Origin of the sequence: Enterobacter sp. KB-221C9 (genome assembly GCF_041320715.1) — a bacterium.
GTDB classification, from domain to species: Bacteria; Pseudomonadota; Gammaproteobacteria; order Enterobacterales; family Enterobacteriaceae; genus Enterobacter; species Enterobacter asburiae_D.
This window is the reverse complement of the sequence record NZ_JBGIWG010000004.1, coordinates 18,851-42,776: the sequence shown is the minus strand read 5'-3', so window position 1 is coordinate 42,776 and position 23,926 is coordinate 18,851. Positions and strand designations below refer to the sequence as shown.

Annotated in this window: 26 protein-coding genes; 10 read left to right on the top strand and 16 right to left on the bottom strand. The window is 55.9% G+C overall.

Features of this window, described 5'->3' with window-relative positions; genetic code table 11:
- Window positions 1–18: 18 nt before the first annotated feature.
- Window positions 19–1,074 carry a sugar phosphate isomerase/epimerase family protein gene (locus AB8846_RS06375; RefSeq protein ID WP_370732328.1) on the bottom strand — a complete coding sequence of 352 codons (1,056 nt, stop codon included), beginning with the start codon at window positions 1,072–1,074 and terminating at the stop codon, window positions 19–21.
- Between the two features lie 141 nt (window positions 1,075–1,215).
- Between AB8846_RS06375 and AB8846_RS06370 the strand changes: the two genes are divergently transcribed.
- The 3 genes from AB8846_RS06370 (at window position 1,216) to AB8846_RS06360 (ending at window position 2,635) form a co-directional block, all read left to right on the top strand.
- Window positions 1,216–1,806 (top strand): TetR/AcrR family transcriptional regulator, encoded by a 591-nt coding sequence (locus AB8846_RS06370; RefSeq protein ID WP_331411251.1) that lies wholly within the window; start codon window positions 1,216–1,218, stop codon window positions 1,804–1,806.
- 157 nt (window positions 1,807–1,963) lie between these two features.
- Entirely contained in the window at window positions 1,964–2,296 is a 333-nt protein-coding gene (locus AB8846_RS06365) for a type II toxin-antitoxin system RelE/ParE family toxin (RefSeq protein WP_025759776.1), read from the top strand.
- Between the two features lie 12 nt (window positions 2,297–2,308).
- Entirely contained in the window at window positions 2,309–2,635 is a 327-nt protein-coding gene (locus AB8846_RS06360) for a DNA-binding protein (RefSeq protein WP_370732327.1), read from the top strand.
- 44 nt (window positions 2,636–2,679) lie between these two features.
- Here AB8846_RS06360 and AB8846_RS06355 read toward each other — a convergent pair whose 3' ends face one another.
- The 4 genes from AB8846_RS06355 to AB8846_RS06340 form a co-directional block, all read right to left on the bottom strand.
- On the bottom strand, window positions 2,680–2,952 hold the full coding sequence (locus tag AB8846_RS06355) for a hypothetical protein (RefSeq protein ID WP_063145568.1): 273 nt from the start codon (window positions 2,950–2,952) through the stop codon (window positions 2,680–2,682).
- A 179-nt stretch (window positions 2,953–3,131) separates the two neighbouring features.
- The gene (locus AB8846_RS06350; protein ID WP_370732326.1) at window positions 3,132–3,581 is read right to left on the bottom strand and encodes a hypothetical protein; all 450 of its coding nucleotides are present in this window, start codon (window positions 3,579–3,581) and stop codon (window positions 3,132–3,134) included.
- Window positions 3,582–3,875: 294 nt separating this feature from the next.
- Entirely contained in the window at window positions 3,876–4,130 is a 255-nt protein-coding gene (locus AB8846_RS06345) for a hypothetical protein (protein ID WP_370732325.1), read from the bottom strand.
- Window positions 4,131–4,258: 128 nt separating this feature from the next.
- On the bottom strand, window positions 4,259–5,806 hold the full coding sequence (locus tag AB8846_RS06340) for a methyl-accepting chemotaxis protein (RefSeq protein WP_370732324.1): 1,548 nt from the start codon (window positions 5,804–5,806) through the stop codon (window positions 4,259–4,261).
- A gap of 219 nt (window positions 5,807–6,025) precedes the next feature.
- Between AB8846_RS06340 and AB8846_RS06335 the strand changes: the two genes are divergently transcribed.
- Window positions 6,026–7,066 (top strand): aldo/keto reductase, encoded by a 1,041-nt coding sequence (locus AB8846_RS06335; RefSeq protein ID WP_370732323.1) that lies wholly within the window; start codon window positions 6,026–6,028, stop codon window positions 7,064–7,066.
- Window positions 7,067–7,127: 61 nt separating this feature from the next.
- Here the strand turns inward: AB8846_RS06335 and AB8846_RS06330 are convergent, their stop codons facing one another.
- Complete coding sequence (locus AB8846_RS06330; RefSeq protein ID WP_047347852.1) at window positions 7,128–7,616, bottom strand: TIGR00645 family protein; 489 nt, start codon at window positions 7,614–7,616, stop codon at window positions 7,128–7,130.
- Window positions 7,617–7,697: 81 nt separating this feature from the next.
- Window positions 7,698–8,201, bottom strand: a complete 504-nt coding sequence (locus AB8846_RS06325) for an ESA_00282 family adhesion-associated protein (protein WP_063145573.1) — start codon at window positions 8,199–8,201, stop codon at window positions 7,698–7,700.
- Between the two features lie 103 nt (window positions 8,202–8,304).
- Between AB8846_RS06325 and AB8846_RS06320 the strand changes: the two genes are divergently transcribed.
- Both AB8846_RS06320 and AB8846_RS06315 read left to right on the top strand, forming a co-directional pair.
- Window positions 8,305–8,709 (top strand): hypothetical protein, encoded by a 405-nt coding sequence (locus AB8846_RS06320; RefSeq protein WP_063145574.1) that lies wholly within the window; start codon window positions 8,305–8,307, stop codon window positions 8,707–8,709.
- Between the two features lies 1 nt (window position 8,710).
- Window positions 8,711–9,160, top strand: coding sequence for a hypothetical protein (locus tag AB8846_RS06315; RefSeq protein ID WP_063145575.1), 450 nt, complete (start codon window positions 8,711–8,713; stop codon window positions 9,158–9,160).
- A 42-nt stretch (window positions 9,161–9,202) separates the two neighbouring features.
- On the opposite strand, the gene exbD is transcribed toward AB8846_RS06315, so the two are convergent.
- On the bottom strand, window positions 9,203–9,628 hold the full coding sequence (gene exbD, locus AB8846_RS06310; protein WP_023309173.1) for a TonB system transport protein ExbD: 426 nt from the start codon (window positions 9,626–9,628) through the stop codon (window positions 9,203–9,205).
- A 4-nt stretch (window positions 9,629–9,632) separates the two neighbouring features.
- Window positions 9,633–10,364: a tol-pal system-associated acyl-CoA thioesterase gene (exbB, locus tag AB8846_RS06305; protein WP_063145576.1), complete on the bottom strand. Its 732-nt coding sequence runs from the start codon at window positions 10,362–10,364 to the stop codon at window positions 9,633–9,635.
- A 252-nt stretch (window positions 10,365–10,616) separates the two neighbouring features.
- On the opposite strand from exbB, the gene metC reads away from it, so the two are divergent.
- Window positions 10,617–11,804: a cystathionine beta-lyase gene (gene metC / locus AB8846_RS06300; RefSeq protein ID WP_370732322.1), complete on the top strand. Its 1,188-nt coding sequence runs from the start codon at window positions 10,617–10,619 to the stop codon at window positions 11,802–11,804.
- 143 nt (window positions 11,805–11,947) lie between these two features.
- Window positions 11,948–12,607, top strand: coding sequence for a DedA family general envelope maintenance protein YghB (gene yghB / locus AB8846_RS06295; RefSeq protein WP_063145578.1), 660 nt, complete (start codon window positions 11,948–11,950; stop codon window positions 12,605–12,607).
- 48 nt (window positions 12,608–12,655) lie between these two features.
- Here yghB and AB8846_RS06290 read toward each other — a convergent pair whose 3' ends face one another.
- On the bottom strand, window positions 12,656–13,555 hold the full coding sequence (locus AB8846_RS06290; protein WP_370732321.1) for an AraC family transcriptional regulator N-terminal domain-containing protein: 900 nt from the start codon (window positions 13,553–13,555) through the stop codon (window positions 12,656–12,658).
- A gap of 195 nt (window positions 13,556–13,750) precedes the next feature.
- Between AB8846_RS06290 and yqhD the strand changes: the two genes are divergently transcribed.
- Together yqhD and dkgA are read left to right on the top strand one after the other, a co-directional pair.
- On the top strand, window positions 13,751–14,914 hold the full coding sequence (yqhD, locus tag AB8846_RS06285) for an alcohol dehydrogenase (protein ID WP_370732320.1): 1,164 nt from the start codon (window positions 13,751–13,753) through the stop codon (window positions 14,912–14,914).
- Between the two features lie 105 nt (window positions 14,915–15,019).
- Window positions 15,020–15,847, top strand: coding sequence for a 2,5-didehydrogluconate reductase DkgA (gene dkgA, locus AB8846_RS06280; protein WP_370732319.1), 828 nt, complete (start codon window positions 15,020–15,022; stop codon window positions 15,845–15,847).
- A 41-nt stretch (window positions 15,848–15,888) separates the two neighbouring features.
- Here the strand turns inward: dkgA and AB8846_RS06275 are convergent, their stop codons facing one another.
- From AB8846_RS06275 to AB8846_RS06250, 6 genes are all read right to left on the bottom strand, one after another.
- Window positions 15,889–16,263, bottom strand: coding sequence for a carboxypeptidase regulatory-like domain-containing protein (locus AB8846_RS06275; RefSeq protein WP_370732318.1), 375 nt, complete (start codon window positions 16,261–16,263; stop codon window positions 15,889–15,891).
- A gap of 141 nt (window positions 16,264–16,404) precedes the next feature.
- Window positions 16,405–18,579 (bottom strand): YgiQ family radical SAM protein, encoded by a 2,175-nt coding sequence (locus tag AB8846_RS06270; protein WP_023333410.1) that lies wholly within the window; start codon window positions 18,577–18,579, stop codon window positions 16,405–16,407.
- A 151-nt stretch (window positions 18,580–18,730) separates the two neighbouring features.
- Entirely contained in the window at window positions 18,731–20,143 is a 1,413-nt protein-coding gene (ftsP, locus tag AB8846_RS06265) for a cell division protein FtsP (RefSeq protein ID WP_063145583.1), read from the bottom strand.
- A gap of 58 nt (window positions 20,144–20,201) precedes the next feature.
- The gene (gene plsC, locus AB8846_RS06260) at window positions 20,202–20,939 is read right to left on the bottom strand and encodes a 1-acylglycerol-3-phosphate O-acyltransferase (protein WP_370732317.1); all 738 of its coding nucleotides are present in this window, start codon (window positions 20,937–20,939) and stop codon (window positions 20,202–20,204) included.
- Between the two features lie 163 nt (window positions 20,940–21,102).
- Window positions 21,103–23,361: a DNA topoisomerase IV subunit A gene (gene parC / locus AB8846_RS06255; RefSeq protein WP_063145585.1), complete on the bottom strand. Its 2,259-nt coding sequence runs from the start codon at window positions 23,359–23,361 to the stop codon at window positions 21,103–21,105.
- 118 nt (window positions 23,362–23,479) lie between these two features.
- Window positions 23,480–23,881: a YgiW/YdeI family stress tolerance OB fold protein gene (locus AB8846_RS06250; RefSeq protein WP_063145597.1), complete on the bottom strand. Its 402-nt coding sequence runs from the start codon at window positions 23,879–23,881 to the stop codon at window positions 23,480–23,482.
- Window positions 23,882–23,926 lie beyond the last annotated feature (45 nt).

The window sequence follows — 23,926 nt, the reverse complement described above, 5'->3', positions numbered from 1 at the left end:
TCCCTGTGATGTCGTGGCTTAGCGAATGCCGAGTAATGCGTTGATTTGCTGAGGGTTAACTGGCGCACCGGCGAAATCATCGAAGACTTTATCGGTGATGTGAATAATGTGGTCGCGGATGAATGCTGCCCCTTCTCTGGCACCATCCAGCGGGTTTTTCAGACAACACTCCCACTCCAGGGTTGCCCAGCCAGCATAATCGTATTGGGTCAGCTTCGAGAAAATAGCCCTGAAATCAACCTGGCCGTCACCCAATGAGCGAAAACGTCCTGCACGATCGACCCAGGACTGATAGCCACCATAAATACCCTGACGCCCGGTCGGATTAAATTCAGCGTCTTTGACGTGGAACATGTTGATCATGTCCTTATAAATATCAATAAACTCCAGATAGTTAAGCTGCTGTAGCACCATGTGGCTGGGATCGAAAAGTATCCGGCAGCGGGGATGCTCTTTCACCCTTTGATAAAACATTTCAAACGTCACCCCATCATGCAGATCTTCGCTCGGGTGGATCTCATAGCAGAGGTTAATACCCTGCTCGTCACAGGCGTTGAGCACCGGCATCCAGCGCCTGGCCAGCTCGTCAAAGGCAGTTTCAATTAACCCTTCCGGGCGCTGCGGGAACGGGAACAAATAGGGCCACGCCAGCGAGCCAGAGAAGGTACCCAGATCGCTGAGCCCAAGCCTGGCAGAGGCCTTGACCGCCATCAGTAGCTGTTGCTGTGCCCATTCGCCGCGGGCCTGTGGGTTGCCGTGTACTTCCGGCGGCGCAAAGCTGTCGCATAAGCTGTCGTAAGCAGGATGTACCGCCATCAGTTGGCCGAAGATGTGGCTGGTCAGCTCACTCACCACCAGGCCATGCTCCGCCAGCATACCGGTCAGATCGTCGCAGTAGGTCTGGCTTTCTGCCGCCGTCGCCACGTCGAAGAGACGGCGATCCCATACCGGGATTTGCAGAGCGCTAAACCCCGTTTCCGCCGCCCACCGGGCTATTGCAGGCAAATTATTGAATGGGGCCGCATCATCGCTGAACTGAGCCAGATGGAGAGAGGGACCTTTAAGGGTTTTCATCGTATACTCCTATTGTTTGTCGATTGACAAACAATAGGAGTAAAGCCGGATAACCGCAAGCGAAAATTATAAATTCATTGGTAATCCAGATGATTTAGGCGATCCTGTTTCACTGAATTCAGGACCAACCGGAGCAACAAAATGGCAGGCAGACCGCGCCAGTTCGATCGTGACCAGGCGCTTATCAAAGCGCGCAACCTGTTCTGGCGACAGGGTTATGAAGGAACCTCAATGTCGGATCTGGTGGCGGAGCTGGGGATTGCATCGGCACGGATTTACAAGGCGTTCGGTTCAAAAGAGCAGCTCTTTCGGGAAGCTATCGCCGATTACGAAAAACAGGAAGGCGGTTTTGCGGATCGAGCCCTATCCGCAGGTGGCAACGTGCGGGATACCATCCAGACGCTGTTAATGGATGCGGTTCACCTGTACTGCCATCCGGATTTGCCGCAAGGATGTATGGTGGTGGCCTCTGCTGCCAGCGTCAGTGCGGAAAATGAAACGCTCAAAACCTGGCTGGCACAGCATCGCCTGCAGCGTACGCAGCAGATCATCGACCGTCTCCATCAGGCAGTGCATAACGGTGAACTGCCGGATACGACCGATGCGGAGAGTTTGGGAGACTTTTTTGCCGTCTTTTTACATGGTTTGTCGGTGCAGGCCCGGGACGGTGTTCCGGAATCACGTTTGCAGGCGGCGGTTAAGCAGGCGCTTAGCCTGCTGCCGCATTGCTGAGTGCGATGCTGAGAAAGGCCGGGCACAGCGGTCTCTCATTTTTGCGATCCGCTTTCAGAAATCACATCTTCCCCACTGTCACAACCCTGTGAACAGTTGCCTGTCGTAGCCTGAAGATTACAATGCATTTGCTTATCGTAAACTACAGGCTACAATAATGGCTAAGGTTAAACACTACATCACAGCTGACGGGTACGACCCTTTTGATGCCTATCTGAGAAGTGTGAAAGATCCCATAGCAAAAGCCATGATTGCTACGCGTGTCGCCAGAATGTCAACGGGTAACTATGGTGATTGCAAACCATGCAGAGAGAGCGTTTCAGAGCTCAGAATTAACCAGGGGCCGGGTTACCGTGTCTATTTCAGCGAAGTCTCCGATCCGGCAGATGGCGCAGTGAGTCTGGTGTTATTGACTGGAACGAAGAAAAAGCAAAATGCAGATATTGAAAGGGCCGTTGAGTACCTCAACGACTACAAGCGCAGAATATAAGAGGAAATCGCAATGGCTAAATCAGTACTTCATGATGACGCAATGGTACAACTCCTGAAAGATTCTCCGGATTTCGCGCCCGTATATCTTCATCAGGCTTTCATTGAAATTGACGAGCCCGGAGGCTATGAGGCGTTTATGATGGCTTTACGCCATGTCATTGAAGCCTCTGGCGGGATGACCGTCATCGCAAAACGTGCAGGTATTTCCCGCGAATCACTCTACAAATCACTTTCACCAAACGGTAACCCCTCATTTAAGCGTATCGCAGAAGTGGCATCTGCAACGGGAAACCCGATTTCCCGAATTGCAACAGCAGGATTAAACGCAACAGCGTGAGAAGTGCTTCAAAATAGGCCCGGATGTGCCACCCGGGCGAAGCATCAATGATGATCGTCGTACTGATGCTCAATCACCATCCCTTCCGCCACGCTCGCCACATGCCGCGCACGCGGGTGATAAACCGGAGCTGGCGCGGCATAAACAGTTTGTGACGGTGCTGGCGCGACGGTTACCGCCTGCGGAACCGTGGTGGATGACGGGACAATCACCACTTTATAACCGCTCGGAACATCCACGGTGACGCTTTGCGCCATTGCTGAATTGACCATAGCCAGGCCTGCCATGGCGGCCAATACGATATAGAGCTTTTTCATAGACTGTATTATTTCCGATAAAATAAGAAAATTAATTATGTCGGGAGGAGCTTAAGACTATATTAATGCCCATCGCTTTTACGATGCAGAAAATGCCAAATATATTGTTACATTAACACATGAAAATAATAACGCAGGCCGGGTAAGGCGCAGCCGCCCCCCGGCAACAGAAGACAATCTTAATTAATCGCGATATTTCCTTCCGGCGTATTTATCCAGCGCGGCGCTTTCAGCGTATCGGCGTAATATCCCACCAGTTCACACAGCAAATCCTCTATCACGCGCGCCATCTCCTGTGGCAGGGCGCGGCTAATCAGCAACTGGGTTAAAACCTGGCAGTATTGACCGAGTTGGTCGCTTTCCGGTTCGAAAGCAGGCAGCCGTGCGGGAAGATCGTTCACGATAAAATGCGGGATCAAATGCGCCGGAACAGGTTCATGGAGCGTGGATTGCAGCAGTGCCAGACAGGTGGAGAGACGCCCGCATAACGCCAGCTTCTCGGTAATGTCGTCGCATTCCACCAGAGAATAAGCGTAGTGCTCGCAGTTGTCCGCCAGCTCGGTGAAATCGGTGGTATGAGAAAACGGCGTGGTAAATAACGCGTGTGTCTGGGTTGGGGTTGTAGCCATGATGGCAGCCTCCGATAAATAGTTTAAAACCCACCGTCAGAGGTTCCAATCTCATGGCGGTGGACTGTGCGAGGTTGGAACTACCGGCTTTATCGGATACCGGCGCATCTTACGATGCCCCCGCCAGCCCACCATTGAGGTGCAGCAAAGCGTACGACATAAAGCTTCTCATGTCGCCGATAAAGTCACTCAGGGTTCCAATCCCGACGCCTGATTTTGCAGGCGCGGCAAGAAGATACTGCGATTAGCGCGAGGCGACAAGGTGCATTCCCGGAAGCCGTCTCGCAAATCTGATCAATACTTAATGTCCCGCGCTTTTTGTCTTCCGGACTGTTTCATCTGACGCTTGTCCTGACGGCAGTCGTGATTACTCTGGTTATTGTTCACCACGCAGGCCTGCTTCACCTGCCGTGACGCGTCGCGGGTTTCCTGCCTGACATCACGCGCCACGCGCCGTTCCTGCGCCTGCTGGGTCGCACTGGCAAAAACCGAGAACAGCATCAGAAATATGAAAGAGAGAACAGGGATAACTGATAACGATCTGTTCATAGCAACACCTCATAGAAGAGAGTCCAGAACGTCAGGGGGATTAGCAAAAGAATAGCAGTTTCAGCGCGCGCTGAATGGGAAAGGCGTTAATAATGCAAGGCCGCACAAGGCGGCCTTGCAACGTTGCGTTATGCCGTCAGGCGGAACTTTTGCACCGAGCGCTGAAGATCTTCGGTCTGGCGCTCCAGCGCCGCCGCCGCCGCGGAAACCTCTTCCACCAGCGAGGCGTTTTGCTGGGTCACGCCGTCCATCTGGGTAATGGCAATCCCGACCTGCGAAATGCCCTTGCTTTGCTCCTCAGAGGCGGAAGCGATTTGCTTCATGATGGTAGTCACTTCCGTCACGTCACGCAAAATGGCATCCATGGTTGTGCCGGTGTCGCCCACCAGCTTCGCCCCCTGCTCTACGCGGGAAACGGAGTCGGTAATCAGCCCCTCGATCTCTTTAGCCGCGTTGGCGCTGCGGCTTGCCAGGTTGCGAACTTCACCTGCCACCACCGCGAAGCCACGACCCTGCTCGCCCGCGCGCGCCGCTTCAACCGCCGCATTGAGTGCCAGAATATTGGTCTGGAAGGCAATGCTGTTGATCACGTTGGTGATTTCAGCAATTTTCTTCGAGCTTTCCGAAATTCCGCTCATGGTGGTCACCACCTCTTCCACCAGCGAACCGCCGCGGCTGGCGGTGGTTGAGGCCACATCGGCCAGCTGGCTTGCCTGACGCGCGCTTTCCGCGTTCAGTTTCACCGTGGCGGTCAGCTGCTCCATGCTGGCTGCCGTCTCTTCCAGCGCAGCCGCCTGCTCTTCGGTACGGGAAGAGAGATCGTTGTTACCGCTGGAGATTTCCGTCGCGCCGCGCCAGATATTTTCACTGCCGGAGCGAATCGTGCTGACCGCTTCGCGCAGGCTGTCCTGCATGGCGCTCAGCAGCGGCACCAGCTGCCCCACGCAGTTGCGGCCAAACGGCTCAATGGGCTGGCTGAGATCGCCCTGGGCAATCTGGCGGAACTGCTGGCGAATGCGGTCCAGCGGTTTGACCAGCATCGCCACCAGGTAGCGGTCGGTGAAGAGCAGGATCAGCAGACCGATAATCGTGGCGACGATAATCACCGTGCGGGTCATGCTTGTCAGGCCGTCCACCACCACGCGGGTGCTGTCGAGCGACTTCGCGGCAGCATTGTTGAATTCCTCAGCGGCCGCGCCGAATGCCCGGCTCAGCGGAGGCGTGACGTTATTGGCCTGCTGGCGATACCCCTCCAGAGCCTCCAGCTTTGCCTGCTGCATTTGCGGCGTGACGCCCTGTTCAAGCAGCGCCTGCCAGGTGCCGATCACCCGGGAAGAGATCTGCTCATCCATCGGGCCCGGGGAGATCGCTTTCATCTCGGCCAGTTTCTTGCCCATGTTATCCAGCGCCTGTTGGGCAGAGGCCAAATCCGGCGTGCCGCCTGCGGCTTTAACTTCCATCGCGCGGCTCAGACGGGTCACAAAGCGGAAATACTGATCGTTGCCCTGGCTGAGTACCGTCATCTGTTTAACCAGCTGGCGATCGACTTCATTGCCATCCGTTACGCGAGAAAGGGACCAGGTGCTGTACAAGCCAACGCCCGCCCACATTAAACAAAAGATCCCGAGAATCGTCAGCATGACGAAGCGGATCGTGAAATTACGGAGCATATTCATAAGTCTTCCTTGCCGTGAGGGTGAGTTCGCCCAGAGGCGAGTACTACTCTCGTTATCGGCAGGAACGAGGGAAATTATAACGTTTTGTGATCATTTTTAATTAGCGTGGCTTCACTGGTCGCACAGCCACCGTTAACCATTATCTTCGCTCTTTGTGATGTGATAAGTTCAGAATGAAAACGACGTTTCAAAAAATTATCGATAAGAAAAGGAGACATCATGTCCTGGCACCCTGACGCTACCCGCTATGAACATATGCAGTACCGCTACTGTGGAAAGAGCGGCCTGCGCCTGCCCGCGCTGTCGCTGGGTCTGTGGCACAGCTTCGGCCACGTCCAGCCTCTTGATACCCAGCGCGCGCTGCTGCGAAAAGCCTTCGACCTTGGCATCACCCATTTCGATCTCGCGAATAACTACGGACCTCCGGCGGGCAGCGCGGAAGAGAATTTCGGCCGCCTGCTGCGCGAGGATTTTGCCGCATATCGCGACGAGCTGGTTATCTCCACCAAGGCGGGTTACGACATGTGGCCTGGGCCGTACGGTTCGGGCGGTTCGCGTAAGTATCTGCTCGCCAGCCTCGACCAGAGCCTGAAGCGTCTGGGCGTCGAGTACGTGGATATTTTCTATTCCCACCGCGTGGATGAAAACACGCCGATGGAAGAGACGGCCTCTGCGCTGGCCCACGCCGTGCAGAGCGGCAAAGCGCTGTATGTGGGCATTTCCTCCTACTCGACCGAGCGCACGCAAAAAATGACCGAGCTGCTGCGCGAGTGGAAAATCCCGCTGCTGATCCACCAGCCGTCCTATAACCTGCTTAACCGCTGGGTCGATAAGACCGGCTTGCTGGATGCGCTGGAAGCAAACGGTACGGGGTGTATCGCTTTTACCCCGCTGGCGCAGGGTCTGCTGACCGGAAAATACCTGAACGGTATTCCTGAAGGTTCACGCATGCAGCGCGAAGGGAATAAAGCGCGCGGCCTAACGCAGAAGATGCTGACCGACGCCAACCTGGAAAGCCTGCGTTTGCTGAATGAGATGGCGCACGCCCGCGGTCAGACCATGGCGCAGATGGCGCTAAGCTGGCTGCTGAAAGATGCGCGCGTGACGTCCGTACTGATTGGCGCAAGCCGCCCGGAACAGCTGGAAGAGAATGTTCAGGCGCTGGAGAACCTGCACTTTAGCGAAGATGAGCTGGAAAGAATCGATCGGCATGTTGCGGATGGGGAGTTGAATCTGTGGCAGGCGTCGTCGGATAAATAGTGCGGTCTGATGCCCTCATCCCGGCCCTCTCCCTGTGGGAGAGGGTTAGGGTGAGGGGAAATTATTTCTTACTGATCTTATCCAGATACCCCATCACAAACGCAGACAGCACAAACGTCAGGTGGATGATGACGTACCACATCAGTTTGTTATCCGGCACGTTCTTCGCGTCCATAAACACGCGCAACAGGTGGATGGAGGAGATCGCCACGATCGACGCGGCCACCTTATTCTTCAGCGACGAAGCATCCATTTTGCCCAGCCAGCTGAGCTTCTCTTTACGCTCGTCGATATCAAGCTGGGAGACAAAATTCTCGTAGCCGGAGAACATCACCATCACCAGCAGCCCGCCCACCAGGGTCATATCCACCAGCGACAGCAGAACCAGAATCAAATCCGCTTCGGCAATGGAAAAAATGTTCGGCAGAACATGCCAGATTTCCTGAAAGAACTTAATCGTCAGCGCGACAAGTGCCAGCGAAAGGCCAAAATAGACGGGAGCCAGTATCCAGCGAGAGGCGTACATGGCATTTTCAAAAAAGCGTTCCATAAAGTCCTGTTTGCAAAAGAAACCAGCGCCCAGTATATCTCAACGGCGCTGACTGTTTGCAATAACTCAACGGTACGTTACTCAGACGTTGTCCGGGTTAACCTCGGGACGTGCGTACTCCGGCCAGACCAGCGCCACCAGCTCAGGATAGGCTTCCAGACTGAACTCGCGAAAACACTGCCGCAAATTTAATACGTCCAGATCGGAATAAGATACCTTCTCGCCGTTAAGGCAGCGCTTTTTGATATTGTCATAATATTTATACACTGCTGAATTCAGGTCGCTACAGCGACGCTGCGCCTCAAACAGTCCAGGCGTGTCATTAATTTCCGACATTTTCATGCGTTTAATTGTCGCGTGTAAAAAGTCGATATATTCGTGGTTCACCCGCCAGTACCAGACAGGCGTAACAGAGTTCATCAATACAGAGAAATGGTCTTCACCTTCCTCTTTTGTCATCAGTTCAGGTTGCGGGGGTTCACTGGCGTCTTCCGACACTTTCGTTTTATTGAACTCCTGCATCAATAAAAGAACACCAGCGGTCAGTAATAGTAATGTGATGACCGTAAAAAAGATGCTGTTCATGGGTAGGCTCCATTTTTTTTGATTTTAAATTTGCCTCATGATATTGTCAACGAATCTCACGCCTTTACCAACCCCACCCTGTTGAAATTAAAGGAAATTAAAAATGCTGCCCGACTATCTCGTCCCGGCTAAGTACCACATCACGCCTGTGGAACAGCAACCGACGGAAGCAGAAAAAGAGGCCAGTTTCACTCAGGGGAAAAGAAAGCTCTCTGATTTCGAGCCCGATATATTAATTGGTGTTTCCCGAACTGGCAAATCCCGAAATATGTTGCTGGAAGAGCACGATCGCCATATAAAAGACCGCTTATTTCGCGCCATAAAAATTGAAGCCTTTGTCCACCTGCTGAATGACCTGCAGGCCGAAGGTGAAATAGATGCGCAGAAACTAAGTCAAATAATAGCCGAGAAAACTGAAGAAATTAATGAAGCGGGCAATGAAATTTGGCTTAACTTAATTACGCGCGAAAAAAATAACCCAATTTTTTATACCCTGGGGGAAGATTAACGTGAAAGAAGTTAAAAATAACGACGTTTATTTGACTTTAGATGATAAAAAAAGTGATGAATTTATCTTAAAGCAAAATCTCGACGCACTCAGAAAAACAAAAAATGACGAGATGACGCGTATTACACAAGACCTGGTATCGATCCCGGCGACGCTGGTTCGTCTGAAATGGCAGAATCGCCGTGAAATTTATCCGCTACAGGTTAAAGAAGAAATATACGGTGCCGTGATGAACGCCATCATTGAACAGCGGCCAGAACTGAAAGAGAAGATTCTCGGACGTCTTGAGGCCAATTATCAGTACCTGCTTGCGAGAGAAATCGCCACCCTGCGCCTGACGCGCAAGCTGTCAGACGGTGAGTACCGTACGTCAAACGTCACCTGCGTGGCGCTTGATGAGGACGCGCTGACAACACCCCCTACCGCACCGACGGATAGCAAAAACGCATAAACCGACAGGCATAAAAAAAGCCGGCTTTCGCCAGCTTCTTTATCACTTCGAGGCCGCCTTCTCTTCGCCGACCAGTCCAATCTTCAGGTAACCCGCCTGATGCAGCGTGTCCATTACCTTCATCATGGTTTCATAATCAACGGTTTTATCCGCCCGGAAGAAGACCGTGGTGTCTTTCTTACCGCCGGTAAGCTGCTCCAGCGCCGGGATGACCGAGTCGGCCGTCACCGGGTCGTTCCCGAGGAACATGGATTTATCCGCCTTCACCGACAGGTAGATAGGCTTCTCCGGGCGCGGCTGCGGCTGGCTGGAAGAGGCAGGCAGATTCACCTTCACATCCACCGTCGCCAGCGGCGCAGCCACCATGAAGATAATCAGCAAAACCAGCATAACGTCGATAAACGGCGTCACGTTGATTTCATGCATTTCGCCGTTATCGTCCAGATTTTCGTTTAGACGCATCGCCATACTATTAACCTGCGCGCAGTTTAGACGCCGCATGCACCGGCTTAACCGAGCTGGCATTCAGGTCGAGATCGCGACTTTGCAGCAGCAGAACCTGCGCGGCAACGTCACCCAGCGTGGCTTTGTAGTTGCCAATCATACGCGCGAAGATGTTGTAGATAACCACCGCCGGAATAGCGGCTACCAGACCGATTGCCGTCGCCAGCAGCGCTTCCGCGATACCCGGCGCCACGACAGCCAGGTTGGTGGTTTGGGTCTGCGCGATACCGATAAAGCTGTTCATGATGCCCCAGACCGTACCGAAAAGACCGATGAACGGTGAGATCGCACCGATGGTCGCCAGATAACCATTGCCGCGTCCCATGTGTCGGCCAACGGCCGCAACGCGACGCTCCAGGCGGAAACCGGTACGTTCTTTAATGCCTTCGTTATCTTCACTGCCAGCGGAGAGTTCCAGCTCGTTCTGTGCTTCATTCACTAACAGGGTGGTCAGGCTTTTCGCATGGAAGGATGAGGTCATGTCTGAAGCCTGATCCAGAGAGCGGGCTTCAGCCAGCTGCTGCTGTTCCCGCTTAAGGCGACGCTTCTGCGAAAGCAGCTCGGCGCTTTTGCTGAAGAAGATAGCCCAGGTGACAACGGACGCCAGAATCAGGCCGATCATCACAATCTTAACCACGATGTCAGCATGCTGATACATGCCCCAAACGGAGAGATCCGTCTGCATCAAATTATTACCCACTCTGTATCTCCAGGACGCAAATCACAAAATCTGAGCGTAATAATATCAAAACGTCGTCGAATTGATAGTAGTTCTCATTAGTATTTGCATGGTGCCGTAATTTTCGCTCACTTTCCTTGCGCTTACGCAGTAAAAATTTCTTATGCGGTTTTTTGCTAATATTTTCTGCTTATTCGATAAGCCTCCGGGTGCAGTTTTTTCCAATCGTGGTAGTCTGGACGTCCAGACGTATAAAAAACAGGGTTAGCGAACATGACAAAAAAGCATCTTGATACCACGCTGGTACAGGCAGGACGCAGCAAAAAATATACTCAGGGATCGGTCAACAGCGTGATTCAACGAGCCTCCTCGCTGGTGTTTGATACCGTTGAGGAGAAAAAAATCGCCACGCGCAACCGCGCGAAAGGCGGGCTGTTTTATGGCCGTCGCGGCACGCTAACCCATTTTTCTCTGCAGGAGGCGATGTGCGAGCTGGAAGGCGGCGTGGGCTGCGCGCTGTTCCCGTGCGGGGCGGCTGCGGTCGCCAACACCATTCTGGCGTTTGTGGAACAGGGCGATCACATCCTGATGACCAACACCGCCTACGAGCCCAGCCAGGACTTTTGCACCAAAATTCTCAGCAGGCTCGGCGTGACCACCGGCTGGTTTGACCCGCTGATTGGTGAAGGCATTGCCGAACTCATTCAGCCAAACACGCGCATCGTGTTCCTGGAATCTCCAGGGTCACTCACCATGGAAGTTCACGACGTGCCGGCTATCGTGAAGGCCGTGCGCAGCAAAGCGCCAGAGGCGATCGTGATGATCGACAACACCTGGGCGGCGGGCGTGCTGTTCAAAGCGCTGGAATTCGACATTGATATCTCGATTCAGGCGGCGACGAAATACCTGATAGGCCACTCTGACGGCATGATTGGCACTGCGGTCTCCAACGCGCGCTGCTGGGATCAGCTGCGAGAAAATGCCTATCTGATGGGCCAGATGGTGGATGCGGACACGGCCTACATGACCAGCCGCGGACTCCGCACGCTGGGCGTTCGCCTGCGTCAGCACCATGAAAGCAGCCTGAAGGTGGCCGAATGGCTGGCGCAGCATCCGCTGGTTGAGCGCGTTAATCACCCCGCGCTACCGGGCAGTAAAGGCCACGAATTCTGGCAGCGTGACTTTACGGGCAGCAGCGGTCTGTTCTCGTTCGTGCTGAAAAAAAGGCTGAATAACGACGAGCTGGCGAGCTATCTGGATAATTTTACCCTCTTCAGCATGGCCTACTCCTGGGGCGGGTTTGAATCCCTGATCCTGCCTAACCAGCCGGAACAGGTTGCGGCTCTGCGCCCCGGCGGAGAAGTGGACTTCAGCGGTACCCTGATTCGACTGCATATCGGTTTAGAAAATGTTGACGATCTGATTGCCGATTTAGCGGCAGGGTTCGAGCGTATCGTGTAAAGTGCTGGCTGAAAATGTACTCCCTGGACGCTTTTGTGGACACCGCAAGCAGAAAAGTCTGCATGAGTTGCGCCCGGGATCAAACCCGAAGGACGAATAAGGGAGTACAATAGCGCTATATCTGCTGTTCCACAGGAAAGTCCATGGCTGTTATTCAAGATATTATCGCGGCGCTCTGGCATCACGACTTTGCCGCGCTGGCGGATCCTCACGTCGTCGGTATCGTCTATCTCGTGATGTTCGCAACGCTGTTTCTGGAAAATGGATTACTGCCAGCCTCATTTCTTCCCGGTGACAGCCTGCTTTTACTGGCCGGGGCGTTAATCGGCAAAGGCGTTATGGACTTCACGTCAACGATGGTTATTCTCACCTCCGCCGCTAGCCTGGGCTGCTGGCTGAGCTATCTGCAGGGCCGCTGGCTGGGGAATACCCGCGTCGTGAAAGGCTGGCTGGCGCAGTTACCGCATAAATATCATCAGCGTGCGACCTGCATGTTCGATCGGCACGGCCTGCTGGCATTGCTGGCGGGGCGTTTCCTGGCGTTTGTTCGCACGCTTCTGCCTACCATGGCGGGCATTTCCGGTCTGTCGAACCGCCGCTTCCAGTTCTTCAACTGGCTGAGCGCCCTGCTGTGGGTAGGTGTAGTCACCACGCTCGGCTACGCGCTGAATATGATCCCCTTTGTGAAACACCACGAAGATCAGGTGATGACCTTCCTGATGGTGCTGCCGATGTTCCTGCTGGTGGCAGGGCTGGTAGGGACCATCGCGGTAGTGATTAAGAAGAAGTACTGCAGCGCATAATTCAACAAAGCCGGGTGGCGCTGTCGCTTACCCGGCCTACATTTCCCGTCAGGCTCCCTGCATCGTTCGGATGCGTGATGCATCTTCTCCCGGCGTAACGCCGAAATAGCGCTTAAACTCCCGACTGAACTGCGACGCGCTTTCGTAACCCACCCGCATCGCCGCCGCGCTGGCCTTCATGCCGTCGTGAATCATCAGCATCCGCGCCTTGTGCAGCCGATAGGTTTTAAGGTACTGCAGCGGCGAGGTGCTGGTCACCGATTTAAAATTATGGTGAAACGCCGAGACGCTCATGTTCGCTTCCGCCGCCAGCTGGTCGACGCTGAGGTTTTCCGTGTACTGGCTTTCGATACGCTTGAGCACGCGGCTTATCAGGCTGAAGTGGGTCTGTCGGCTCACCAGGGCCAGTAACGCCCCGCCGCCCGGGCCCAGCAGCACGTGGTAGAGAATTTCGCGGATAATCTGCTTGCCCAGAATGCGCGCGTCCAGCGGCCTTTCCATGACGTCCAGCAGACGCTCAATGGCGCAGAGGATCTCTTCCGACAGCGTCGCCGAGTTAATCCCGCTCGACGCCATTGACGGCTGGAAGAGCTCATCTTCGCCAATCTCCATCAGCAGCTCCTGCAGCTGAAGGATGTCAACGTTGACGCGAATACCCGCCAGCGGAACGGCCTCTGTCGCGAAGGTTTCACATTCGAAGGGTAAAGGTACTGTCAGAAGCAGATATTCATTAGTGTCGTAGCGGAACACGCGCTCGTTGATATAGCCAATTTTATGGCCCGAGAAGAGAAAAACGATGCCCGGCTGGTACATGACAGGCGTGCGCGTCCCCGGCTGCGTGCCATAGAGCAGGCGAATGTCCGGCAGCAGATCGCTGGCATGATTATCATTATCTATCAATTTCTTAATCTGCGCAGTGAGCTGCTGGCAGATAGCCTCACGGTTCATCTTGCGTTACTCCGGGTACGGTTTTCGACGTTAACAGTGTGCGTCGTTTTCCATGCTTTCTCCAGCGCTCTGTAGAAATGGGCAAGACATCGGCAGGAATGTGCATTGAGAGGATAGCCCCGGGCGGCCACAATGTGCAGCATCAGGTAGCCCTCCGCGCCACCACGGTTTTTCACCCACTAAAGGGAACGAGCAATGAACAACTTTAATCTTCACACCCCAACACGCATTCTGTTTGGTAAAGACGCTATCGCCGATCTGCGCGCGCAGATCCCTGCTGACGCCCGCGTACTGATCACCTACGGCGGCGGCAGCGTGAAAAAAACCGGCGTGCTGGATCAGGTTTACAGCGCGCTGGACGGTCTGGACGTGCGTGAGTTCGGCGGCATCGAGCCAAACCCGTCTTACGAAACGCTGATGAACGCGGTGAAAATCGCCCGCGAAGAAAACATCACCTTCCTGCTGGCCGTCGGCGGCGGCTCCGTGCTGGACGGCACCAAATTCATCGCGGCGGCAGCGCACTACGCTGACGGCATCGATCCGTGGCAAATCCTGGAAACCCGCGGCAGCGACATTAAAAGCGCCATCCCGATGGGCTCCGTGCTGACCCTGCCAGCGACCGGCTCTGAATCCAACAAGGGCGCGGTGATCTCCCGTAAAACCACCGGCGACAAACAGGCCTTTATGAACGAACACGTTCAGCCTGTGTTCGCCATTCTGGACCCGGTTTACACCTACACCCTGCCCGCGCGTCAGGTGGCGAACGGCGTGGTCGATGCCTTTGTTCATACCGTTGAGCAGTACGTAACATATCCGGTGAATGCCAAAATTCAGGATCGCTTCGCGGAAGGCATTCTGCTGACGCTCGTCGAAGACGGCCCGAAAGCGCTGAAAGAGCCGGAAAACTACGACGTGCGTGCCAACGTAATGTGGGCCGCAACGCAGGCGCTGAACGGCCTGATCGGGGCTGGCGTGCCGCAGGACTGGGCCACCCACATGCTGGGCCACGAGCTGACGGCAATGCACGGTCTGGACCACGCTCAGACGCTGGCCGTTGTGCTGCCTGCCCTGTGGAACGAAAAACGCGATACCAAGCGCGCCAAGCTGCTGCAGTACGCTGAACGCGTGTGGAACATCACCGAGGGTTCTGACGATGCGCGTATTGATGCCGCCATCGAAGCGACCCGCAGCTTCTTTGAAGGTCTGGGCGTGCCAACGCGCCTGTCCGGCTACGGTCTGGACGGCAGCTCCATCCCTGCCCTGCTGGCGAAACTCGAAGAACACGGCATGACCCACCTGGGCGAGCACGGCGACATTACGCTGGACGTGAGCCGTCGCATCTACGAAGCGGCGCGCTAAGCGTTTTTGCCCTCCCGACTTTCGTTTTTTGACATTTCGTCCAGACTTAATGCACACCCCATCGCCGGAGGAACCCTCCGGCGATGCGCACCTGAAGGAGGAAAAATGGCAAACCAAACCGTAATCAAGCTGCAGGACGGCAACGTGATGCCCCAGCTGGGGCTAGGTGTATGGAAAGCCGGTAACGACGAGGTCGTCTCCGCCATTCATAAAGCCCTGGAAGTCGGCTATCGGTCCATTGATACCGCTGCCGCATACAAAAACGAGGACGGCGTGGGTAAGGCACTCGCCAACGCCGGCGTCCCCCGCGATGAGTTATTCATCACCACTAAACTCTGGAACGACGATCAAAAACGCCCCCGCGAAGCCCTGCAGGAGAGCCTTGAAAAGCTCCAGATCGATTTCGTCGATCTCTGGCTGATGCACTGGCCGGTTCCGGCTATCGATCACTACGTTGATGCCTGGAAAGGGATGATTGAACTGCAAAAAGAAGGGCTGGTGAAAAGCATCGGCGTCTGTAATTTCCAGGTTCATCACCTGCAGCGGCTGATTGACGAGACGGGCGTTGCGCCGGTGATTAACCAGATCGAGCTGCACCCGCTGATGCAGCAGCGCCAGCTTCATGCCTGGAACGCCACGCATAAAATCCAGACCGAGTCCTGGAGCCCGCTGGCGCAGGGCGGCGAAGGGGTGTTTGATCAAAAGATTATCCGTGAGCTGGCGGATAAATACGGTAAAACCCCGGCGCAAATCGTCATTCGCTGGCATCTGGACAACGGCCTGGTGGTCATTCCGAAATCGGTCACGCCATCGCGCATCGCCGAGAATTTCGACGTCTGGGATTTCCGCCTGGATAAAGATGAGCTGGGTGAGATTGCGAAGCTGGATAAGGGCAAGCGGCTTGGGCCGGATCCGGATCAGTTTGGCGGGTAATACCTAAAATGAGCCCGGTCTTCCGCCGGGCTCATTTTAATCTATAAACCGGACTGACATCTCGCTTCTCCGGGAAGGTCAGGCAATGTGCAAATAACGTTATACGCTTTCCCTTCAAGGTTATGTGGCCCACCGAGACCGCCGCCTGCTTCTGCTTCATATTCCTTTCCGTTGACGCTTATCTGGAGCGGGGTGTGATAAATCCAGTCCATCGGACCTATTGGCAGAAAAAAGATCCACTCATGCTGGCCCTGAAGAGCAAAACGACCGTTTTCGTCAGAAAGCGTCTGCTCCCTCTCTAATACTATTTTTGCGTCCGGGACTGGCTTACCTGCGCTGTCGATTAGACGTCCTTCCACTTCTGGCTGTGTCTGGCGGTGCATTACACAACCGCATAGCGTCAGGCCAATCAGCATCGCTCCTGTTAACTTCCTTATTTTCATTTTGGGCCTCATACCCTTATGCAGAAAAAAGCCGGGTGGCGGCTTCGCCTTACCCGGCCTACGCGCTGACCTGTAGGCCCGGTAAGCGCAGCGCCACCGGGCATTGTTACAGGTTTAACCGATCTTACGTTTTACGTTCTTCTTCGTTCCCGCCCCACCGTTCGAACGCTGATGCACAATCGGCGTGTGCTTGGTCAGCGCCGGGCGCGTATTGCGGTTCTGGCGACGCGCTTCGCGCATCTCATCCAGCGTCGGGGCCGGTACCAGGCAGTCGCGGCGGGAGCCGATCAGGTGTTTTTTACCCATCTCTTCCAGCGCCTGACGGATCAGCGGCCAGTTTTTCGGGTCGTGGTAACGCAGCAGCGCCTTGTGCAGACGACGCTGTTTATCCCCTTTCGGCACCACCACCTCTTCACTCTTGTAGCCAATCTTACTCAGCGGGTTCTTGCCGGTGTAATACATGGTCGTCGAGTTGGCGAGCGGTGACGGATAGAAGTTCTGCACCTGATCCAGGCGGAAGCGCCGCTGCTTCAGCCACAGCGCCAGGTTCACCATGTCCTCATCGCGCGTGCCCGGGTGCGCGGAGATGAAGTACGGGATCAGATACTGCTCTTTGCCCGCCTGCTTCGAATAGGTGTCGAACAGCTCTTTAAAGCGGTCGTAGCTGCCCATGCCCGGCTTCATCATTTTCGACAGCGGGCCTTCCTCGGTGTGCTCCGGCGCAATCTTCAGATAGCCGCCGACGTGGTGCGTTGCCAGCTCTTTGATGTAGCGCGGATCTTCCACGGCGATGTCGTAACGTACCCCGGAAGCGATGAGGATCTTCTTGATGCCCTTCAGGTCACGCGCGCGGCGGTAGAGGTTGATCGTCGGCTCGTGGTTAGTGTCCATGTGCTCGCAAATGCTCGGATAGACGCAGGAGAGGCGACGACAGGTTTGCTCCGCGCGCGGCGACTTGCAGCGCAGCATGTACATGTTCGCGGTTGGGCCGCCGAGGTCAGAGATCACGCCGGTAAAGCCCGGCACCGAGTCGCGAATGGCTTCGATCTCATTGATGATCGAATCTTCAGAGCGGCTCTGGATAATACGGCCTTCGTGTTCGGTAATGGAGCAGAACGAGCACCCACCGAAGCAGCCGCGCATGATGTTGATCGAGAAGCGAATCATCTCATACGCCGGGATACGGGCGTTGCCGTACGCCGGGTGCGGCACGCGCTTGTACGGCAGCGCAAAGACGCTGTCCATCTCTTCGGTGGAGAGCGGGATCGCCGGCGGGTTGATCCAGATAAAGCGCTCGCCGTGCTTCTGCATCAGCGCGCGGGCGCAGCCCGGGTTGGTTTCATGGTGCAGAATACGGGACGCGTGCGCGTAGAGCACCTTGTCGGCTTTCACCTTCTCGTAGGACGGCAGCAGCACGTAGGTCTTTTCCCACGGCTTCGGGCGCGGCGGCTGCACAACGATAGCCTTCGCTTCCGCTTTTTTTGGCTCAACCGGCTTGTTATCGGCACACGGCAGATCTTCGCCGTACGGGTGCGGGATCGGGTCGATTTTGCCCGGCATATCAATGATGCGGGAATCCACCCCGCTCCAGCCCGGCAGCGCCTCTTTGACCATGATCGCGGTATTGCGCACGTCGCGGATGCTGCTCACCGGTTCACCCTGCGACAGACGGTGCGCCACTTCCACCAGCGGACGCTCGCCGTTACCGTAAATCAGCATGTCGGCTTTGGAATCCACCAGCACCGAGCGGCGAACGGTATCTGACCAGTAGTCGTAGTGCGCGGTGCGGCGCAGGCTCGCCTCGATGCCGCCCAGGATCACCGGCACGTCTTTCCAGGCTTCTTTACAGCGCTGGGTATAGACCAGGGTCGCGCGGTCGGGGCGTTTACCCGCCACGTTATCCGGCGTGTAGGCGTCGTCATGGCGCAGCTTACGGTCGGCGGTATAGCGGTTGATCATTGAGTCCATGTTGCCTGCGGTGACGCCGAAGAACAGGTTCGGTTTACCCAGACGCATAAAGTCGTCTTTGCTGTTCCAGTCAGGCTGGGAGATGATCCCCACGCGGAAGCCCTGCGCTTCAAGCATACGGCCACAGATGGCCATACCGAAGCTCGGATGGTCAACGTAAGCATCGCCCGTGACCAGAATGATGTCGCAGCTGTCCCAGCCCAGTTGGTCCATCTCTTCACGGGACATCGGCAGGAACGGCGCCGGTCCAAAGCAGGCTGCCCAGTACTGGGGCCAGGAGAAGAGGTCACGATCCGGCTGGATCAGGGAAATTGCGCTCATAATGCTTCCGAAGAAAAAATAGACAAAAGGAGCGGGATTATACGCTGGATCAATGTGGGAAATGAAGGGGTATTTATTGCCCGGTGGCGCTACGCTTACCGGGCCTACGGGCCTGTAGGTCGGGTAAGGCGAAGCCGCCACCCGACTCGTTTTACGGTGCCGGATTCACCAGCATCTGCCCCACGGAGCCCCTGTCCATCATCTCCAGCGTCTGGCTGTGGAACAGGAACGGGAAGTGCGGCCACGAAGGCTGACCGTAGTAGACGAGCAGTTCAACCTGACCGTCCACCCAGACGGTATCTTTCCAGCCGCGATCTTCCGGGAACGGCATCGCGCCGTTGACGTTGCGGATCAGGAATGACACCCCTTCAATGTGGAACGACTGCGGCATATCTGAACGGACCGTCCAGCGCTCCCAGGTGCCCTGCTGCGCGGTAATGTCGATGCGGTTGACGTCCCACAGCGCGCCGTTGATCCCCGGATCGTCGCCCAGGCTGATATCACGGCTGCGCACCGGCGAGCCGCTCATGATCTCCTGCGGCAGCAGACGCATTGGCAGGCTATCGGTCACCAGCGGCAGCAGACCGGTTGGACGCAGGGTCAGCACCAGGGTCGAGACAAGTATGCTCGACGGTTCAAAGAACCCGCGAATACGGTCAACAATGCTCGCCGCTTCGCCGCAGGTCAGCGACACTTCATCCCCGTTGGTCATATCCACGAGAATTTCGCGACGTTCACCCGGCGAGAGCGCCAGCTGTTTGACGGAAACCGGCGCAGGTAAAAAGCCCTGGTCGCCGGAGATCACGTGCAGCGGACGGCCATCGCTCATTTGCAGCTGATAGCGGCGCGAGTTGGAGGCGTTGAGCAGGCGCAGGCGCACCCAGCCGCGCGAGACTTCGACATACGGGCTTTGCGCGCCGTTGACCAGCAGCGTATCGCCGACGAAGCCGCCGCTGCCCGGCTCGCTGTATTCCGGCGTACCGAAATTATCCAGACGTTTGTCTTGGATGATAATGGGGAAGTCATCCACGCCGTAGTGGTTCGGGATCGGCAGGGATTTGCTGACCTCATCTTCCACCAGCCACATTCCGGCCAGACCATTATAGACCTGCTGTGCCGTGCGGTTAGGCGTGTTGGCGTGATACCACAGGGTTGCCGCGCTCTGGCGAATCGGCAGAACGGGCGCCCAGTCGGCGCTGGGTGACATCATTCGCGCCGCGCCGCCAATCAACGGGCCTGGAACCTGTAAGCCGCTGACGGTCATGGCAACATTTTCAGGGGTTCGGTTGCTGTAGATGAGCTTTACGTCATCGCCATTCCACACGCGTATGGTCGGCCCAAGATAACGTCCGTTAATGCCCCAGATAGACGCACGCGTCCCCTGGGTGAAGGACCAGTGGCTACGCTGCAGCGTCAGGAAAAGCGGCTGACCACGACGAGATTCAATTAATGGCGGAATAGGCAGCGGCTGTTGCTGCCCGGCGGCGCTGGCTGTCAGCGGCATCGCACCCGCACAAAGGGCGATCCCGGAAGCCTGAATAAACTGACGCCGACTGAGTGACATATAAGCTCCATCTGAAACGACTAACAACGCGGGAATTCGTTTTCCCTTCAACGCCGGATTAAATCTTACCGGCGGCTTCTCTCTCTGCGACTTCTTTGTCGAGCAGCGCAATATGCTGAGCCATCAGCTCACGGCAGTGCGCTGCCAGCTCGCGCACCTGGTCTTTACCGTATTTGCTGGTATCGACGGGGGGCAGCATTTCGACAATCACCAGCCCGTTATTCAGGCGGTTAAGATTAATCTTATTCGAAGTATTGGAAACGCACACGGGAATAATTGGAACACCTGCCGCAATTGCGGCATGAAACGCACCGGTTTTAAACGGCAGCAGGCCGCGGCCGCGGCTGCGCGTTCCTTCCGGGAACATCCAGATTGAGATTCTGCGCTTTTTGAAATGATTCACCACTTCCGCAATGGTGCTGTGCGCTTTTGCACGGTTGTTACGGTCGATCAGCAGGTTACCGGTAAGCCAGTACAGCAGGCCAAAAAACGGGATCCACAGCAGGCTTTTTTTCCCCACCGTCACGGTCGGCGGCAAAACGATATTTGCGGCGGTCACCATATCGTAGTTGTTCTGATGGTTAGCGATATAGATGGCGTTGCCGAAATTTTCAGCGCCTTCAGGCAGACGTTTTTCAACCTTAAGACCGAACAGCGGCGCAAGACGACCGAACATGTGGCCAAAGGTAGCAACATGCTTCGGATTACGCGGGCTGAACAGGCAATATATGCAGCCGAAAATACAGACCAGAATGCAGTAGATAACGGTAAGAATGAGACGAACAATGTATAGCATAGCGACCTCTGAAGCCCTGACAGCTGACAATTATACTTCACCTGTGGCCAGGTAAGGACTTTATTACGAGCGCGTATTGTTAATCGCAACGCACGAATTAACAACGATTTTACGGGAAATTTTACTGAAATTCCCCCTCCGGACGGAGGGGGAGATCACGGCATTACTCTTCGCTGTCACCCGCGGCGCTGCGTGCAGGAGAGTCAATCTCCACGCGGTCGATACGCTGCAGACCGCGCATCAGCGAGCCGCGGCGACCGCGCTCACCCACCACTTTCTGCAGCTCTTCCGGGCGAAGCTTGATCTTACGCTTGCCGACGTGAATGGTCAGCGTGCTCTGCGGCGGCAGGAGGAAGAGGTGCGCCAGGCCATCTTCGCCTTTCGCGGCTTCCGCCGACGGGATGTTGATGATCTTGTTACCCTTGCCTTTCGACAGCTCCGGCAGATCGCTGACCGGGAACATCAGCATACGTCCGGCGGTAGTAATCGCCAGCAGCATGTCGCTTTCGTTCTCAATCACCAGCGGCGCCATCACGTGAGCGTTGTCCGGCAGGCTGATCAGCGCCTTACCGGCACGGTTGCGGGAGACGAGATCGTTAAAGGTACAGATAAAGCCGTAGCCCGCATCGGACGCCAACAGCAGCTTCTGGTCATCGGCTTCCATCAGCATATGGTCAACCGTCGCACCCGGCGGCAGCGTCAGCTTGCCGGTGAGCGGCTCGCCCTGCCCGCGCGCGGAAGGCAGCGTGATCGGGTCGATGGCGTAGCTGCGTCCGGTGGAATCGATAAACGCCACCGGCTGGTTGCTCTTACCTTTCACCGCCGCTTTGAAGCTGTCGCCCGCTTTGTAGCTCAGCCCCGGCGCGTCGATATCGTGGCCTTTGGCGCTACGCACCCAGCCGCTCTGCGACAGAACAATGGTCACCGGCTCGGACGGCTGCATGTCGTGCTCGTTCATCGCCTTCGCTTCTTCGCGCTCGTGCAGCGGAGAGCGACGGTCGTCGCCGAAGGCGTCTGCATCGGCCTGCAGCTCTTTCTTCAGCAGGGTGTTCATCTTGCGCTCGGACGCGAGGATCGCCTGCAGCTGATCGCGCTCTTTTTCCAGCTCGTTCTGCTCGCCGCGGATCTTCATCTCTTCCAGTTTGGCGAGATGGCGCAGCTTCAGTTCGAGGATCGCTTCGGCCTGGGTTTCGCTGATGCCAAAGCGCGACATCAGCGCCGGCTTCGGCTCGTCCTCGGTACGGATGATCTCAATCACTTCGTCGATGTTGAGGAACGCCACCAGCAAACCTTCAAGGATATGCAGGCGCTTAAGCACTTTCTCCAGACGGTAATTCAGACGACGGCGTACCGTATCGCGGCGGAACGTCAGCCATTCGGTGAGGATCTCCAGCAGGTTTTTCACCGCCGGGCGTCCGTCGAGGCCGATCATGTTCAGGTTGATGCGGTAGCTTTTTTCCAGATCGGTGGTGGCGAACAGGTGGTTCATCACCTGCTCCATGTCCACGCGGTTCGAGCGCGGCACGATGACCAGACGGGTCGGGTTCTCGTGGTCGGATTCGTCGCGCAGGTCGTCCACCATCGGCAGCTTTTTATTGCGCATCTGGGAGGCGATCTGCTCCAGCACTTTGGCACCGGAAACCTGATGCGGCAGCGCGGTGATGACGACTGCGCCGTCCTCTTTGTTCCACACCGCGCGCATGCGCACGGAGCCGCGACCGTTCTGGTAGATTTTGCGGATTTCCGCGCGCGAGGTGATGATTTCGGCTTCGGTCGGGTAGTCCGGCCCCTGCACGATATCCAGCAGCTCGTCCAGCGAGGTTTTCGGCTGCTCGATCAGGGTGATGGCGGCTTTCGCCACCTCACGCAGGTTGTGCGGCGGAATGTCCGTCGCCATACCGACCGCGATACCGGTGGTGCCGTTCAGCAGGATGTTCGGCAGACGCGCAGGCAGCATCTTCGGCTCCTGCATCGTACCGTCGAAGTTAGGTACCCAGTCAACGGTTCCCTGACCCAGCTCGCCCAGCAGCACTTCTGCATATTTAGAGAGACGGGATTCGGTATAACGCATCGCCGCGAAGGATTTCGGATCGTCCGGCGCACCCCAGTTCCCCTGCCCGTCCACCAGCGGGTAGCGGTAAGAGAACGGCTGCGCCATCAGCACCATCGCTTCATAACAGGCGCTGTCGCCGTGCGGATGGTATTTACCCAGCACGTCACCGACGGTACGGGCGGATTTCTTGAACTTGGCGCTGGCGCTCAGACCCAGCTCGGACATCGCATACACAATGCGGCGCTGAACGGGCTTCAGGCCATCTCCGATAAACGGCAACGCCCTGTCCATGATGACGTACATGGAGTAGTTCAGGTAGGCGTTTTCCGTGAATTCATGTAGCGCGAGGCGCTCTGCCATATCGCTCATTACGTGTGATTCCTCAACTCAGAAACCGAAGGGTTTCAGGCAATATTGCCGCAGATACTACCTTATCTGGCGAGTTGAGTCACAAAGAAAAAGGGCCGCATCTGCGGCCCTTTTCGGGTTATTTGTTCAGCTTAATAACCTGCTTCACGTCGATTTCAAAATCGTTCCACTCTTTATCGACCTTGCCCTGGATTTCCACTTTATCCTGCGGGGTGACGGTCACGCCGTTCCAGCGCTTGTGGTCAATCTCCACGTTGACCGTGCCGGTCTCATCGCGGAAGGTGTAGCGGTCATCGGACAGGCGCTCGGTAATGTTCCCGCGCAGCTTCACCCAGGCATCGTCCTTCAGGTCTTTCACTTTTGCCGCGGTGGTGAGGTTGGCGTTGTTATCGACAAAACCGCCCTGCTGAGTTTGCGTCTGGGTCTGTGTGGCCGATGGGCCAGTAAAACCGCCCTGAGCAGCAAAGACCGGCGCGGTGGTCATCATCATGATGGCAGCAATTGCAGCGAATTTTTTCATCTTCATCTCTCCCTTTAATGTCGTTTCGCAATCCATTTAACAGGG